The sequence below is a fragment of the Streptomyces sp. NPDC086147 genome, assembly GCF_040702165.1.
GTDB lineage: Bacteria > Actinomycetota > Actinomycetes > Streptomycetales > Streptomycetaceae > Streptomyces.
On record NZ_JBFBJO010000006.1, the window covers coordinates 313442 to 327757 of the forward strand.

At 73.0% G+C, this 14316-nt stretch carries 13 protein-coding genes; 7 read left to right on the forward strand and 6 right to left on the reverse strand.

What is annotated here, in order from left to right; genetic code table 11:
• The first annotated feature begins 132 nt into the window (after positions 1–132).
• Positions 133–747 (forward strand): TetR/AcrR family transcriptional regulator, encoded by a 615-nt coding sequence (locus AB0398_RS16855; protein WP_366375746.1) that lies wholly within the window; start codon positions 133–135, stop codon positions 745–747.
• On the opposite strand, the gene AB0398_RS16860 is transcribed toward AB0398_RS16855, so the two are convergent.
• Entirely contained in the window at positions 732–1283 is a 552-nt protein-coding gene (locus AB0398_RS16860; protein ID WP_366375747.1) for an EF-hand domain-containing protein, read from the reverse strand. The two genes, AB0398_RS16855 and AB0398_RS16860, sit on opposite strands and share 16 nt — an antisense overlap.
• 193 nt (positions 1284–1476) lie before the next feature.
• Between AB0398_RS16860 and AB0398_RS16865 the strand changes: the two genes are divergently transcribed.
• Complete coding sequence (locus AB0398_RS16865; protein WP_366375749.1) at positions 1477–2196, forward strand: carbon-nitrogen hydrolase family protein; 720 nt, start codon at positions 1477–1479, stop codon at positions 2194–2196.
• Between the two features lie 80 nt (positions 2197–2276).
• Here AB0398_RS16865 and AB0398_RS16870 read toward each other — a convergent pair whose 3' ends face one another.
• A complete protein-coding gene (locus AB0398_RS16870; protein WP_366375751.1) occupies positions 2277–4487 on the reverse strand; it encodes a M4 family metallopeptidase in 2211 nt (736 codons plus the stop codon).
• Positions 4488–4755: 268 nt separating this feature from the next.
• Between AB0398_RS16870 and AB0398_RS16875 the strand changes: the two genes are divergently transcribed.
• Entirely contained in the window at positions 4756–5739 is a 984-nt protein-coding gene (locus AB0398_RS16875) for a LysR family transcriptional regulator (protein ID WP_366375753.1), read from the forward strand.
• A 59-nt stretch (positions 5740–5798) separates the two neighbouring features.
• Here AB0398_RS16875 and AB0398_RS16880 read toward each other — a convergent pair whose 3' ends face one another.
• The 3 genes from AB0398_RS16880 to AB0398_RS16890 all read right to left on the reverse strand — a co-directional run bounded on the left by AB0398_RS16880 (position 5799) and on the right by AB0398_RS16890 (position 8258).
• Positions 5799–6590, reverse strand: coding sequence for an EI24 domain-containing protein (locus AB0398_RS16880; RefSeq protein WP_366375754.1), 792 nt, complete (start codon positions 6588–6590; stop codon positions 5799–5801).
• Positions 6591–6749: 159 nt separating this feature from the next.
• The gene (locus AB0398_RS16885) at positions 6750–7172 is read right to left on the reverse strand and encodes an organic hydroperoxide resistance protein (RefSeq protein ID WP_366375756.1); all 423 of its coding nucleotides are present in this window, start codon (positions 7170–7172) and stop codon (positions 6750–6752) included.
• A 72-nt stretch (positions 7173–7244) separates the two neighbouring features.
• On the reverse strand, positions 7245–8258 hold the full coding sequence (locus tag AB0398_RS16890; RefSeq protein WP_366375758.1) for an NADP-dependent oxidoreductase: 1014 nt from the start codon (positions 8256–8258) through the stop codon (positions 7245–7247).
• Between the two features lie 105 nt (positions 8259–8363).
• Here AB0398_RS16890 and AB0398_RS16895 point away from each other — a divergent pair, with 105 nt between their 5' ends.
• A complete protein-coding gene (locus AB0398_RS16895) occupies positions 8364–8798 on the forward strand; it encodes a MarR family transcriptional regulator (RefSeq protein ID WP_366375760.1) in 435 nt (144 codons plus the stop codon).
• A gap of 28 nt (positions 8799–8826) precedes the next feature.
• On the opposite strand, the gene AB0398_RS16900 is transcribed toward AB0398_RS16895, so the two are convergent.
• Positions 8827–9777 (reverse strand): hypothetical protein, encoded by a 951-nt coding sequence (locus AB0398_RS16900; protein WP_366375762.1) that lies wholly within the window; start codon positions 9775–9777, stop codon positions 8827–8829.
• Between the two features lie 302 nt (positions 9778–10079).
• Here AB0398_RS16900 and AB0398_RS16905 point away from each other — a divergent pair, with 302 nt between their 5' ends.
• The 3 genes from AB0398_RS16905 to AB0398_RS16915 all read left to right on the forward strand — a co-directional run bounded on the left by AB0398_RS16905 (position 10080) and on the right by AB0398_RS16915 (position 14154).
• Complete coding sequence (locus AB0398_RS16905) at positions 10080–11156, forward strand: rod shape-determining protein (protein WP_366375764.1); 1077 nt, start codon at positions 10080–10082, stop codon at positions 11154–11156.
• Between the two features lie 63 nt (positions 11157–11219).
• Complete coding sequence (locus AB0398_RS16910) at positions 11220–12845, forward strand: GAF domain-containing protein (protein ID WP_366375766.1); 1626 nt, start codon at positions 11220–11222, stop codon at positions 12843–12845.
• Between the two features lie 124 nt (positions 12846–12969).
• Positions 12970–14154, forward strand: a complete 1185-nt coding sequence (locus tag AB0398_RS16915) for a NarK/NasA family nitrate transporter (RefSeq protein ID WP_366375891.1) — start codon at positions 12970–12972, stop codon at positions 14152–14154.
• The last annotated feature ends 162 nt before the right edge of the window (positions 14155–14316 follow it).

Here is a 14316-nt window from a genome sequence, read left to right on the forward strand (position 1 = left end):
TCCTCGTCGACGTACCGATGGCCCCATCGTGCACCGGTTTCCCTGTAGGGAGGTAGGTGATGTGATGATTCCGTTACTTGCATGAAGAGGTACGGTCCTGTCCGGACGGACTTTCGGAAGGGAGCCCCGGGGATGGTGCGGGCCAGGAGCGAGGAGCGGCGCGCGGTCATCGTGCGCGCCGCCCTCGAAGTGATCGCCGAGCGCGGCTACCGGGGCGCCACGCTCGCCGCCGTCGCCGAGCGCGTCGGACTGACCCAGCAGGGGCTGCTGCACTACTTCCCGACCAAGGAGGCCCTGCTCGTCGCGGTCCTGGAGGAGCGGGACCACTGGGACACCAGCGGCGGCGGGGGCCGCGAGGGCTGGCGCCTCGACCTGGTCGACTCCCTCGTGGAGTACAACGCGATGCGCCCCGGGATCGTGCAGACCTTCTCCGCGCTGCTCGGCGAGAGCGTCACGGACGGGCATCCGGCGCGGGAGTTCTTCACCGAGCGGTACGCCCAGGTGCGGGCGCACATGGCGGAGGTGCTGCGCCTGGAGTTCGGCGAGCGGCTGCCCGGCGGCCTCACCCCGGAGCGCGCGGCGCCGCTGCTCACCGCGGTGATGGACGGCCTCCAGTACCAGTGGCTCCTGGACCCGTCGGCGGTCGACATGCCGGGCGCCTTCCGGGACTTCGTACGACTGCTGTACGGGGAGGGGGGCGGATCGCAGGAGCCGCCCCCGGGAACGGGCGGTCAGACGCGCCCGTAGAACAGGCTGCCCGGCACGTCGGGGTCGCTGGAGAAGAAGTACTCACGGGTCGCGCGGACGAACTCCTGGCGCGAGATCGCACCGTCCCCGTCGGTGTCCAGCCGGTCGAAGGCGTCCAGCGCCTCGGGCGACCGGCTCTGCCAGACGTCCCTCAGGAGACGGGCGAACTCGTCCTTGCTGATCTCGTTGTCGCCGTCGACGTCGATGACGTCGAAGATCGCGTGCGCGCCGCCCTCGGTGACGTTGAGCCGGCTGGTGTCGACGGCCGCGAGGCGGTTGGCCGTGACGAACTGGTCCTTCGTCAGCCGGTCGCCCTCCACGCTCGCGTGGCGCAGCAGTTCCAGCCAGTAGATCTGGAAGAAGGTCCGGAGGGCCCTGGTCCGGCGGTCGTTCCGGTCGAGCTTGTACGCCTCGATGTAGCGGTCGGCGAGCTTCTCGTAGTCGGACCAGTCCAGGTGGCCGTCCTGGTTGGCGTCCGCGGCGTCGAACTGGCGCTCAAGCTTGGTGGTGATGACGTCCTGGACCGTGGTGGTCATGGGCCGGATCCTTCCGTGATCATGTGATGCGGATTTCCCAGCATGGAGCAAAGCCGCCCCAAGTGATATCGAACACCGCATATGCCACCCGATCCGGTGATTCCTCCCCCAAAAGGGGCCGTGTGCCCCTTACTTGACTGTCCGGGCACCCCGGAGTCGTTCCCCTACGGCGGGCGGACGGGATGATGGGGTCATGATCGTCGCAGCCACCCAGTTCGCCCCGGTCGCCGGGAACATCGACGCCAACGCGCGGACCGTCGCCGGCCTGGTCCGGGCGGCCGGGGAGGCGGGGGCCCGCGTGGTCGTCTTCGCCGAGCTGTGCCTCAGCGGGTACGAGCCCGCGCTGATACGGGACTCCCCCGGTCTGGTCCTCGCCGAGGACGACCCCCGGCTCGACCCCGTGCGGGAGGCGTGCCGCGCGGTGTCGGCGGCGGCCGTGGTCAACGGACCGGTGCGGACGGCCGACGGGCGGCCCGGCATCACCTCGCTGGTGATCGGCCCGGACGGCGGGCTCCTGGCCCGCTACGACAAGCGGCACCTGTACGGCGTCGAGCGGGAGGTCTTCGCGCCGGGGACGGCGGACGGGCGGTTCGCGCTCGACGGGGTCCGGTTCGCGACGGCCACCTGCTACGACAACCGCTTCCCCGAACTGGCCGAGCGGGCGGCGGCCGACGGCTGCGCGGTGTACCTGGCGAGTTCGGTGCTGACCGCCGGCAACGACTCGTTCACCGAGGTGTATCCGGTGCGGGCCCGGGACTTCGGCCTGTACGTGGTGCTCGGCAACGTCCTCGGGAGCAACGAGGACGGGGTGGGGCAGGGCGGCGCCGGGGTCTGGGGGCCGGACGGGGAGCGGCTGGCGGACGCGGGCCCGGACCGGCCGGGCTTCGTCCTCGCCGAGGTCGGGGAGGACTGAGGGGCCCTGGGCGCGCGGACGCCGGGCGGCCGTCGGGTCGGCCGCCCGGCGCGGGACCCCGTGGCGGGACCCCCGGCCCGCTACGGGGCGCTCAGACCCAGCGTGTAGGCACCTGAGCCGCTGTACGCGTGGACCACGTACCGGTAGTAGCCGGCGGTGCCGTTGTAGCTGGTGTTCTCGTCGGCGGTCGCCGTGCCGCCCACGGCCACGTCGGACCAGCCGTACCCGTTCCACTTCTGGAGGTACAGGTCGTAGTCCTGGCCGGCCGGGCCGCGCAGGCAGCCCGTGTGGGTGCCGGACGTCGCCGCGTAGTAGTACGAGCCGTCGGGCTGGACCGCGGTCTGGCCGGACGTCAGGCTGCCCTGGTAGGTGCGCTGGGCGTTGGCGCAGCCGGTGGGCGGGGTCGTCGAGCCGACCGACAGCTGGTAGGTGACGGTGTGGGTGGCGGAGCCCGTACCGGTGACGGTGATCGGGTACGTGCCGTCGGCGGTGCCCGCCGCGACCTGGACCGTCATCGTGGCGGAGTTGCCGGAGGTCACCGAGGAGGGGCTGAAGGAGACGGTGACGCCGCTCGGGGCGCCGCTCGCGGAGAGCTGGACGGTCTGCGCGTTGCCGCCGACGGTGCTGGTGTTGACCGTGGAAGTGGCGGAGGCGCCCGGCTGGACCGAGCCCGAGGACGGGTTCAGGGCGAGCGAGAAGTCCGGGTTGGTGGAGCCGCCGCAGTCGGTCTCACCGGACTGGGCGGGGACGCCGACAGCGTTCCAGGCCGCCTTCACCGCGTTGCACTCGGCGCTGCCGTAGGTGTTCTTGGCGCTGGTCAGGGTCGCCCTGCGGGCGGCCAGGTGGTTCCAGGAGGAGGTCTTCATGAGCAGGGCGCCCATGAAGACCTTGCCGGCCTTCTGGATGCCGATGCCGGTCACGGAGGAGGGGCCGCCGGAACATATGGGGCTGTTGGGCTTGCCGCCGCCCGGGTTGGAGCCCTCGGCCAGCAGGTAGAACCAGTGGTTCTGCGGGCCGGCCGCCGCGTGCACCTCGGTGCCCGAGGTCAGCTGCGGGTAGCAGTTGGGGTCGTTGTTGATCAGCGACGGGTTGTACATGTTGCGGATCGGCTGGTTGTTGCCGGTGAAGTTCAGCTCCTCGCCGACCGTGTAGTCCGGGGTGTCGTTCGGGTTGTTGGCGTAGTGCTCGGTGAGCGCGCCGAAGATGTCGCCGGTGGACTCGTTGAGGCCGCCGTTCTCGTTGGAGGAGCCGGCGCTGCCCGGGGTCCGGTCGAAGATCTCGTGGCCGTACTCGTGGGCCACGACGTCGATGCCGGTGAGCTGGTTGGTGCCGTTCCGGTTGCGGCCGTAGGTGGTCTTCGTGCCGTCGTAGTAGGCGTTGACCTCGCTCAGCCCGGCGCGGGCCGGGACCATGCCGCCCTGTCCGTTCTGGCCGTTGTAGCCGAACCACTCCTTGAGCATGGAGTGTTCCTTCTGCGCCGCGTACATGATGTCGACGCAGGCGGTCACCAGGTCGTTGGCGCCGTTGTTGCCCCAGGGCGGGGTGCCGGTGTAGGCGCTGCCGTTCTGGCCGCCGCACTTGAAGGAGCCGCGGGTGGTGTCGGTCATGGAGTTCGCGGCGGTGTCGATGGCGACGTTGCCGTTGTGGTAGCCGCGGCCGTCGGCGTGCAGGATCTTCTCATTCGACTGCGCGACGGCTCCGGTGCGGGCGTCGACGTGGGTGTCGAGGGAGCTGGGGGCGCCCTTCGCGGTCCGGCCGACGACCAGGGTGTGCCAGGTCAGGACGGGCTTGCCGTTCTTGAGGAGCACGGTCAGTTCGGGGGCGCTCGCGGACTCGACGGAGGCGAGCTGCCCGCGGGCGGTGGCGAGCGCCGTGCCGGCGGGGACCTTGGCGGTGGTGGTGGCGAGCCTGATCGCGGGGGCCTTGACCCCGGTGACGTCGCGGACCGCGCCGGTGGAGTCGGTGAGGACGACCGCGTCGCCGCCGCCGGCGACCGGGAGGCCCTTGTAGGTGCGCTCGTAGGCGGCGTAGTACAGCCCGTTCGCCCAGGGGGTGACGGAGGTGCGGACGAGCTCCTCGTCGGTGCCGTGCCGCAGTTCGTCGAGGCCGCTCTCGGCGGCGGTGTCGGCGGCGGCCAGGGCGAGGGAGCGGCCGTGCCCGGGCGGGACGGGCTGGGCCTGCGGTCCGGCCGGGGCCTGCGGGGCGGCGGTGGCGGGGCCGGCGAGGGCGGTCGCGAGGCTCGCCGAGAGCGCCAGGGCGGCCACGGCCGCCGTCAGTCTGGAGGGGTGCACGGGTGCTCCGTTCGAGGTGGGGGATCCGGGGTGGGGATTCCGGGGTGGGGATTCCGGTCCGGTGGTCCGGGGTGTGGGATCTGACCGGTGGTCCGGGGTGGGGAATCGGGCTGGTGGTCCGGGGTGTGGGATCGAGGTGTGGGATCCGGAGTGGGGAAGTCGGATCGTCGCGCCGAGTATGGGCGTGGACATGGCCGGTCCGGGACATCCCATGCGGCATAAGACGCGGGTTATGGTGCGGCCGCGCGGTGCTGCGTACGCTGCTGAAATGCAGCTGGAGTTGAGGCATCTGGAGGCCGTCTGCCGGATAGCGGAGGCGGGCAGTCTGGGGCGTGCGGCGGTGCGTCTCGGGGTCTCGCAGCCGGCCCTTTCGGCGCAGTTGCGGCGGATCGAGCGGGTCGCGGGCGGTGAGCTGTTCCTGCGCGGTCGCAGCGGTGTGGAGCCCACGCCGCTCGGCGAGTTCGTCCTCGCCAAGGCGCGTCTGGTCCTGGGTGAGATGGACGCGCTGGCGGCCGGTGCGCGGGCCGTCGCGCCGGACGCCCCGCTGCGGCTCGGCTGCATCCTGCTCGTCCTGGTGGACCGGCTGATGGAGCGGCTCGAAGAGGTCCTGGCGGGGCGGGAGATCGCGGTGACCGTGGAACACTCGGTGACCACGCTGACCCGGCAGCTGGGCGCGGGCCGGTACGACGCCGTGCTGTACGGCGAGGTCAACGACCACGAAGTGTCGCTGCCGGAGGGCGTGACGGCCCGGACGCTGGTCCCCAAGGAGCCGTTCTGCGTGCGTCTTTCGGCGGACCACCCGCTGGCCGCGAAGGAGCGGATCGCGCTCGCGGAGCTGGCGGGCGAGTCCTGGATGACGCTGGTGGAGGACGACGACGGCGGTCCGGAGGCGCTGGTCGCGGCCTGTGCGCGGGCCGGGTTCGCTCCCCTGCTCCGGCACCGGGTGGCCGACCGCAAGATGCACTACGACCTGATCGCGGCGGGCCGGGCGATCTCGCTGAGCCAGCCGACGGCGCCGCCGGCCGCGGGGACGGTGCTGCGCCCGCTGGAGGGCGATCCGGTGACCGGGCGGATCCGGCTGGCCTGGAACAGGGCGGCGGTGCCCGCCCGGCACGCGGAGCTGCTGTACCGGGCGGCGGCCGGGGCCTATGTGGCGAACGTGAGCACGAACGCCTTCCACCGGGAGTGGTGGGAGGCCCGGCCGGAGCTGCACCCGGCCCTGGGGGACCTTCCCGGGGAGGGCCGCGCGTAGGAGCGGCCCTCGGGGTCACATGTGACGGCCTCCAGGGTCACTGGTGGCGGCCCTCGGGGTCACTCGTAGGAGAGGTCCTTTTCCGGAGAGCTCCCGTCCCGGTCCTCGTCGCCGTTCTCGCCGCGCAGGTCGCGGGCCATCAGGGTGGCGCCGGCGACCGCGCCCGGCATCAGGAAGACGGCGACGACGGGCACGAGGAAGGCGAGGGTCAGCGGGACTCCGAAGCCCAGCACGGCGGACCGGCGACCGCGCAGCAGCCGCAGCCGCTCCTTGAACTCGACGCCCCGGCGCTGGAGGGCGACGGAGGTCAGCTCCTCGGTGAGGAAGAAGCCGGAGACGCAGAAGCCGACGACGGGGACGACGGTCTGGCCGACCACCGGGATGAAGCCGCAGGCGAAGAGCAGGACGCCGTAGAACGCGACCCGCAGCAGGATCCGCAGGCTGTCCCGGGCCGAGATCCACAGCTCGCGCCAGAGCGGGAGCCCGGACTCGGGCACCTCGCCGCCCTCGCTGCGGTCGACCGCCTCGGAGAGCGACTCGTAGAAGGGCTGGCCGACGAGGAGGGTGACGGCGGTGAAGGTGATGACGGCGAGGAAGAGGCCGAAGAGGAAGACGAGGGCCGTGAGGGCGCCGCGCAGGACGTCGAGCCAGGGCGAGGTCCAGTTGTCGGCGAACGGGGTCGCCCAGGCGGCCAGGTCGTCGGCGCCGTAGCCGAGTCCGACGAGGGCGCCCGCGTAGAGGACGAGGGTCACGAGTCCGGGCAGCAGCCCGAATCCGAACCAGCGTCCGTGCCGGGCCACCCACTTCTGGCCCTTGACCAGGTAACCGAAACCCACCCCGAGATCACGCATGGGGGTCACCCTATCGGGGGCGTTCGGGGGCCCGTTTCCGGCCGGGGCCGTCGCCCGCCGGGGTCCGGTCTCCGGCCGGCTGCACACCCCCCGACGCGACGAGGACCGCACCCCGGGCCTGCCGGGGTGCGGTCCTCGTACGACGGTGTGCGTCCGGGATCAGACCGTGAGCTCCACCGTGATGTTGCCGCGGGTCGCCTTGGAGTACGGGCAGACCTGGTGGGCCTTCTCGATGAGGCTCTTGGCGGTCTCGGCGTCCACGTTCGGGATGGTCGCCGAGATCTTGACGATGATGCCGAAGCCGTCGTCGTTCTTGCCGATGCCGACCTCGGCGGTGACCGTCGAGCCGGAGACGTCGGCGTTCTCGTTGCGGGCGACGACCCCGAGGGCGCCCTGGAAGCAGGCGCTGTAGCCGGCCGCGAAGAGCTGCTCGGGGTTGGTGCCCTCGCCGGAGCCGCCCATGGCCTTGGGCGGGTTGACGACGACGTCGAGCTTGCCGTCGTCGGTGGCGACGCGTCCGTCACGCCCGTTCTCGGCGGTGGCGACCGCGGTGTAGAGGACGTCGGAGTGCTGGATGGACATGCTGGGTACTTCCTTCTGCGGTTCGCCGCGACTCGCGCCCACGATCGCGACGGCTGGGGGAAGCCTAGCGGGTCACACCGTGACGATCATCTTCCCGGTGTTGTCGCCGCGCAGCATGCCGAGGAAGGCGTCCACGCCGTTCTCGATGCCCTCGGCGAAGGTCTCGCGGTGCTTGAGCTCGCCGGCGGCGAGCCAGCCGCCGACCTCGCGGACGAACTGCTCCTGGAGGTTGTAGTGGTCGCCGACGAGGACGCCCTGGAGGCGGAGCCGCTTGCCGATGATCTGCGCCATGTTGCGCGGGCCGGGGGTCGGCTCGGTGTCGTTGTACTGGGCGATCATGCCGCAGATGGTGGCGCGGCCGTGCACCTTGAGCGAGGAGATCGCGGCTTCGAGGTGGTCCCCTCCGACGTTGTCGAAGTAGACGTCGATGCCGTCCGGGGCGGCCTCGTGGAGCTGGTCCTTCACCGGGCCGTTCTTGTAGTTGAACGCGGCGTCGAAGCCGAGCTCCTCGACCAGCCACTTGACCTTCTCGTCGGAGCCGGCCGAGCCGATGACCCGGGAGGCGCCCCTGAGCCGGGCCATCTGGCCGACCTGGCTGCCGACGGCGCCGGCCGCGCCGGAGACGAAGACGGCGTCGCCCTCCTTGAAGGAGGCGACCTCGAAGAGGCCGGCGTAGGCCGTGAGGCCGGTCATGCCGAGCACGCCGAGGTAGGCGGAGAGGGGCGCGAGGTCCGGGTCGACCTTGGTCGCGTGCTGGGCCGGCACGTGGGCGTACTCGCGCCAGCCGAGGCCGTGCAGCACGTGGTCGCCGACGGCGAAGCCCTCGGCGTTCGACGCGACGACCTCGCCGACCGCGCCGCCGTCCATGGGGTGGTCGAGCTTGAACGGCGGGACGTACGACTTCACGTCGTTCATCCGGCCGCGCATGTACGGGTCGACGGAGAAGTGCTTGTTGCGCACCAGGATCCGGCCTTCGGCGGGCTCGGCGACCGGGGTCTCGCGCAGGGCGAAGTCCGCGGGGACGGGCCAGCCGTGCGGGCGGGCGACGAGGTGCCACTCACGGCTGGACGCGGGAAGAGCGGACATGGGCACGGCCTCCAGAAAAGCTTCAGATAAACAAAGGTTCACTGCCTGAAACAACCATGCTCCTTGATATTTCATGTTGTCAAGTATCCGGGTAGGATAGGGCCCATGGCCACCTCACGCACGGACCCCCTCACCCTCGAAGTCGTCGAGCTGATCGGCACGGTCGTGGCGCGCTACTACGAGGAGTACGAGCAGGCGGCCGCCCAGCACGCGCTGACCGGTGCCCAGGCCCGGGTCCTCGGCCTGCTCTCGCTCGAACCGCTGCCGATGCGCCGCATCGCCCAGAAGCTGAAGTGCGAGCCGTCCAACATCACCGGGATAGTCGACCGCCTGGAGGCGCGCGGCCTCGTGGAGCGCCGCCCCGCCCCGGACGACCGGCGGGTCAAGCTGGCCGTCCCCACGGACGAGGGCCGGACCGTCGCCCGCCGGCTGCGCGAGTCGCTCGACTTCGCGCGCGAGCCGCTCGGCGAGCTGACCGAGGTCGAGCGGGCCCTGCTGCGGGACCTGCTGAAGCGGATGCTGGGCGAGGTCCCGGCGTAGGGCGCGCGCCCGGGTCGGCCTCCGGGCCCTACACGCACCACCAGAGGAAGCGGGTGCAGGTCGGCGTCGGGTCCGGCGTCGGAGTCGCGGTCGGCGCGGGGCCGGTGGCCGGGGGCGTGGGCCGGCCGGGCTTCCCCGGATTCTGGGTCCCGCCGGGCCCGGAGGGCGTCGGGTCGCCCGCGGACGGGGTCGCGCCGGGCGGGCGGGAGGGGGAGGCGGAGGACGTGACGTCCGGCGACTGCCCCGGACCGCCGTCGCCGCCCTGGCCCGCGGCCGGGCCGGGACCGGAGCCGCCGGCGCCCGAGCCGCCGGGCCCTTCGCCGGGCACCGCGCCGGAGCCGTCGCCCGCCCCCTCGCCGGCCCCCGGCCCCGTACCGACGCCCGTGCCGGCGCTCGTACCGACGCCCGTGCCGGATCCCCTGCCCGCCCCGGCCGTGGAGTCCGCGGAGACCTGGTGGGGGCGGGTGGACGCGGAGTCCGGCGCGTCCGTCACCGGGGCGGGGCCGGAGTCGTCCGGTGCCCCGGTGCTCTCGACGGGGTCGGGCGGCAGCGGGACCTCGGTGACCTCCAGCTCCTGGACGGCCGTGGCGGCACCGCCCGGCGGCGGCTCCTCCAGGGCCAGCCTCGCCATGCTCAGCGCGCCGGCCGCGAGCACCAGTCCGACCGTCCCCAGCAGGACGGTACGGCCCCGGCGCGTCCGCGACCGCTTCCCCCGGCGCGCGGAACGGCCCCGCGCGGCGGTGCGGGCGGCGCGGCGACCGCCGTCGGCGGGCGGACGGGGCGGCTCGACGACGTCCAGTTCGTAGACGTGCTCGGGAGCCGTGCCCGGGGCGGGGGCCGGAGCCGGGGTCGTGGCCGGTCCCTGCCCGGGGGCGCTGGTGCGGGGGGTCTCGTACCGCAGCTCCTCCACGGGGGTCCCGCACCCGGCGCAGGCGAGGGCCCCGTTGAGATGCCGTCGGCACGCGTGGCAGTAGTCCATGGGGCCCGCAGGCTATGCGGCCCGGCGCTCCGTCAGATAGGCACGGACGTGAGGATCCTGTGAGGAAACCGCAGGTCGACGGCGGTGCGTCGTGATTCTCCCGCTTCGGGAAGGATCGGCTCCGGACCGCTCCGAACCCTCCGGAGCCGGTCGGCTCCGGAGGGTTCGGCCGACGGCGGAGGAACCGCTTCCGCCCCCGGCCGGCGCAGCCCAGCGCGCGCACGGGGCCGGACGGTCGGACGATGCGAAGAGGACCGCGCACCACCTCGCACGTGCCGGCACCGCACCCCGGAGGATCCGCCATGACCGTCAGCCTTGAGCAGCTGCGCCGCTGCCATGTCGCCGTCGACCTGGGTGCCTCCCGCACCCGGGTCTTCGTCAAGGGCGCCGGACTCGTCGTCGACGAGCCGAGCGTCGCCGCCGTCAACACCCGCACCGGCGCGCTGATCGCCGTGGGCGAGCTGGCCGAGAAGATGACCGGCCGCACCCCCGACTACATCCGGGTCGTGCGCCCGGTCTCGGGCGGCACGGTCGTCGACATCGAGATGGCGCAGCGGATGCTCCGTCACCTCCTGGGCGAGAAGCTGCGCCGGCAGCTGCGCCGCAAGCCCCGGCTGCGCGCGGCCGCGTGCACCCCGCACGGCAGCGACCCGCTGGCGCAGCGCGCCACCGTGGAGACCCTCGTGGGGCTCGGGGCGCGCCGGGTCGAGCTGGTCGACACCCTGATCGCGGCGGCCGTGGGCTGCGGACTGCCCGTCGAGCAGCCGACCGCGACCATGATCATGGTCTGCGGGGCGGCGACCACGCAGGTCGCGGTGCTCTCGCTCGGCGCGATCGTCACGGCGGAGCGGATGCCGATCGGCGGCGACGCCATCGACCACGCGATCATCCAGCACCTGCGCCACCACCACGAGCTGATGCTGCCGAGCCAGTCGGTGCGTCCGCTGCAACTGGCCCTCAGCGGCAACGGCCTGACGCTCCAGGGGCCGGCCTGGACCGAGATCCACGGCCGGGACGTCGCCACGGGCCTGGCCCGTTCGGTGACCGTCGATACCGCCGCCGTGCGGGAGGCCATCCACACCCCGCTGACGGCGGTCCTCGACGGCATCGGCAAGGTGCTGCGGGACTGCCCGCCGGACCTGGTGGCCGACCTCGCGGACCGGGGGATCATGATGGTCGGCGGCTCCGCGCTGCTGCCGGGCCTCGACCAGATGCTGCGCGAGGCGACCGGGATGCCGGTGCACATCGCCGAACGGCCGGACGTGTGCGCGGTCCTGGGCCTCGGCGCGATGCTGGAGGGCAAGGTCGAGCCGATGGTCCTGGACCCGCTGTCGGTGCGGGACCCCTTCGCCGACGACGAGGAGAAGGAAGAGGTGTGAGCCCCGGCCGCACGCGGAGCGTCCCGAAAGTCCCCTTCGTCCGGCGATGAGACCATGACGCTCATGGACGAGGACAGGGACGAGGGGGCCTCCGGAGGACGGGCCGGAGACCTCTCTGGGAAGCACGCAGGAGACCCCTCGGGGAAGCACCCCGAGGACCCCTCGGGGAAGCCGGACGGAACCCCTTCCCGCCTCCCCCTCCTGCTCGAAGCGGTCCTCTGCGTCGGTACGGACCTCGAACTGCGTGCCACGCTCCAGCACGTCGTGGACTCCGCCACCGAGCTGACCGGCGCCCGCTACGGCGCGCTCGGGGTCGTCGACCCCGAGCGCCACCGGCTCACCGAGCTCTTCACCGCCGGCATGACGGAGGAGGAGCGGCGGCGGTGCGGCCGCCTCCCCGACGGCCGCACCGGTCTCACCGGCGCCTTGGTCCGGGACCCCCGGCCGCTGCGGCTCGACGACCTGACGGCCGATCCGCGCTCCGTCGGCGTGCCCGAGGGGCATCCGGAGATGCGCGGCTTCCTGGGCGTCCCCATCAGGGTCCACACCGAGGTCTTCGGCAACCTCTACCTCACCGAGAAGCGCGCGGGCCGCTTCACCGAGGAGGACCTCGCCCTCCTCCGGGTCCTCGCCTCGCAGGCCGGTATCGCCATCGGCAACGCCCGCCTGTACGAGACGGCCCGGCAGCGGGAGCGCTGGATCGAGGGCGCCGCCGCGGTGACCACGGCCCTGCTCACCGGCGCGTCCGCCGAGAACGCCCTGACGACCGTCGCCGAGCGGGCCCGCGTCCTGGCCGGCGCCTCGGCCGGGGTGGTCCTCCAGCCGACCCCGGAGGGCGGGATGGAGATCGTCGCCGCCTCGACCCCGGACGACCCGGGCGACTTGATCGGCACGACGATCGCGCCCGGCTCCCCGGTGCTCGTCCAGCTCCTCGGCGGGGAGCCCGTCTTCGTCGAGGACTCGGCGACCGACCCGCGGATGACCACCCACGTCCGGTCCCGCTTCGGCCCGTCGATGATGCTGCCGCTGCGGAGCGGCGGGAAGTTGATCGGCACCCTCGCCCTCCCCCGGCGGCGCGGCGACCCGCCGTACTCGGCGGTGGACCGGCTGCTCGCCTCGCAGTTCGCCTCGCAGGCGGCGCTCGCGCTCGTCCTCGCGGACGCGCGCCACGACCGGGAACGGCTCGCGGTGTACGAGGACCGGGACCGGATCGCCCGGGACCTGCACGACCTGGTCGTCCAGCGGCTGTTCGCCACCGAGATGATGCTGGAGTCGACCCGGCGTCGGGCGGCGGACCCCTCCGATGAGAACGCGCTGCTCGGCCGGGCGGTGGACGAGCTGGACTCCACGATCCAGGAGGTCCGTACGGCCATCTTCGCCCTCCAGCAGCCGCCGGCGGACGCGCCGACGACCTTCCGGGGCCGGGTGCTGCGCGAGACCGGCGGAGCGGCGGCCCTGCTCGGCTTCCAGCCGTCCGTGCACTTCTCCGGCGCGGTCGACGCCCTCGTCGACGAGGAGACGGAGCGCAGGCTCCTCGGCGCGCTGCGCGGGGCGCTCGCGGCGGCGCACCGGCGGTCCGGGGTCGGCGCGATCAACGTCGGGGTGACGGCCGGGGACGGGGGCGTCCGGCTGCGGATCGAGGACGACGGGACCCCGCCGACCGTGGTGACCTGGCCCGGGGAACCGTAGGGAGTCACGTACGGGATCCCCGTACGGAGCAGCACCACGCGCCGTGGCCCCGGGCGGGATCTTGACTGGAGGGGTGGACACCGACACCAAGCCCCCGACCTCGGCGGCTTACCGCAACCTGGTGATGGCCACCATCGGCTTCACGCTCACCTTCTGGGCGTGGAACCTGATCGCACCGCTCGCGAGCTGGTACGGCGACCGGCTCGGCCTCAGCTCCTTCCAGCAGTCGCTGCTCGTCGCGGTGCCCGTCCTGGTCGGCTCGATCGGCCGCGTCCCGGCCGGCGCGCTGACGGACCGGTACGGGGCGAAGACGATGTTCCCGCTGTTCTCGGCGCTGACGATCGTCCCCGTGCTGCTCCTGACCGTGGTCAAGGACAGCTACGGCCTGATGCTGGTCGTCGGCTTCCTCCTGGGCCTGGGCGGCACCACGTTCGCGATCGGCATCCCGCTGGTCAACTCCTGGTTCCCGCCCGCCAAGCGCGGCCTGGCGCTCGGCGTGTTCGGCATGGGCATGGGCGGCGTGGCGCTCTCCGGCTACTTCACGCCCCGGATCGCGAAGCACGGCGAGAACCTGCCGTTCCTCGTGGTGGCGATCGCGCTCGCCGTGTACGCGGTGCTCGCCTTCTTCCTCATCACCGACCGGCCCGACCGGCCCGTGCCCACCGCGTCGCTCGCGACCCGGCTGGGCTCGGCGGCGCGACTGCGGGTGACGTGGGAGCTGTCGGCGCTGTACGCGATCGGCTTCGGCGGCATCGTCGCGTTCGGCGTCTACCTGCCGACGTACCTGAAGACCTGGTACGAGCTGGACCCGACGGACGCGGGCACCAAGGCCGCCGGTTTCGCCCTGGTCACCGTCGTCTTCCGGCCGATCGGCGGCTGGCTCTCGGACCGGTTCCACCCGGCGCTCGTGACGGCCGCCGCGCTCGGCACGGCCGCCCTGTTCGCGATCGTCCAGGCCTTCGACCCGCCGCTGTACCCGGGCGGCACGATCGCCCTCCTGGTGATGGCGGCCGGGCTCGGCACGTCGAGCGGTTCGGTCTTCGCCCTGGTCTCCCAGGTCACCCCGCAGGCCAAGGTAGGCAGCGTGACGGGCATCGTCGGCGCGATGGGCGGCCTGGGCGGCTTCCTGCCGCCGCTGGTGATGGGCGCGATCTACAGCGCCAAGGACTCGTACTCGATCGGCTTCATGCTCCTCTCCGACCTGGCGCTCGCGGGCTGCGTGTACGCGTACGGGCGGATGCGCGTGCTCCGTCCGGGCGGCGAGGAGCCGGAGCCCGAGCCGGCGAGGGCGACGGCGGGCCGCCCCTGAGGAGACGGCGAGAGGACACCGGGAGGCCACCGCGAAAGGGCCGGAAAGCGCCCGGGACGCCTCGGAAGGGCCTCGGGGAAGCCTGGGGAAACCCTGGGGCGGCCCCGGCCGGGACCCCGGCGGGCGGCAGAATGCCTCCCGGTGACCCGGCGAGACCCCCTC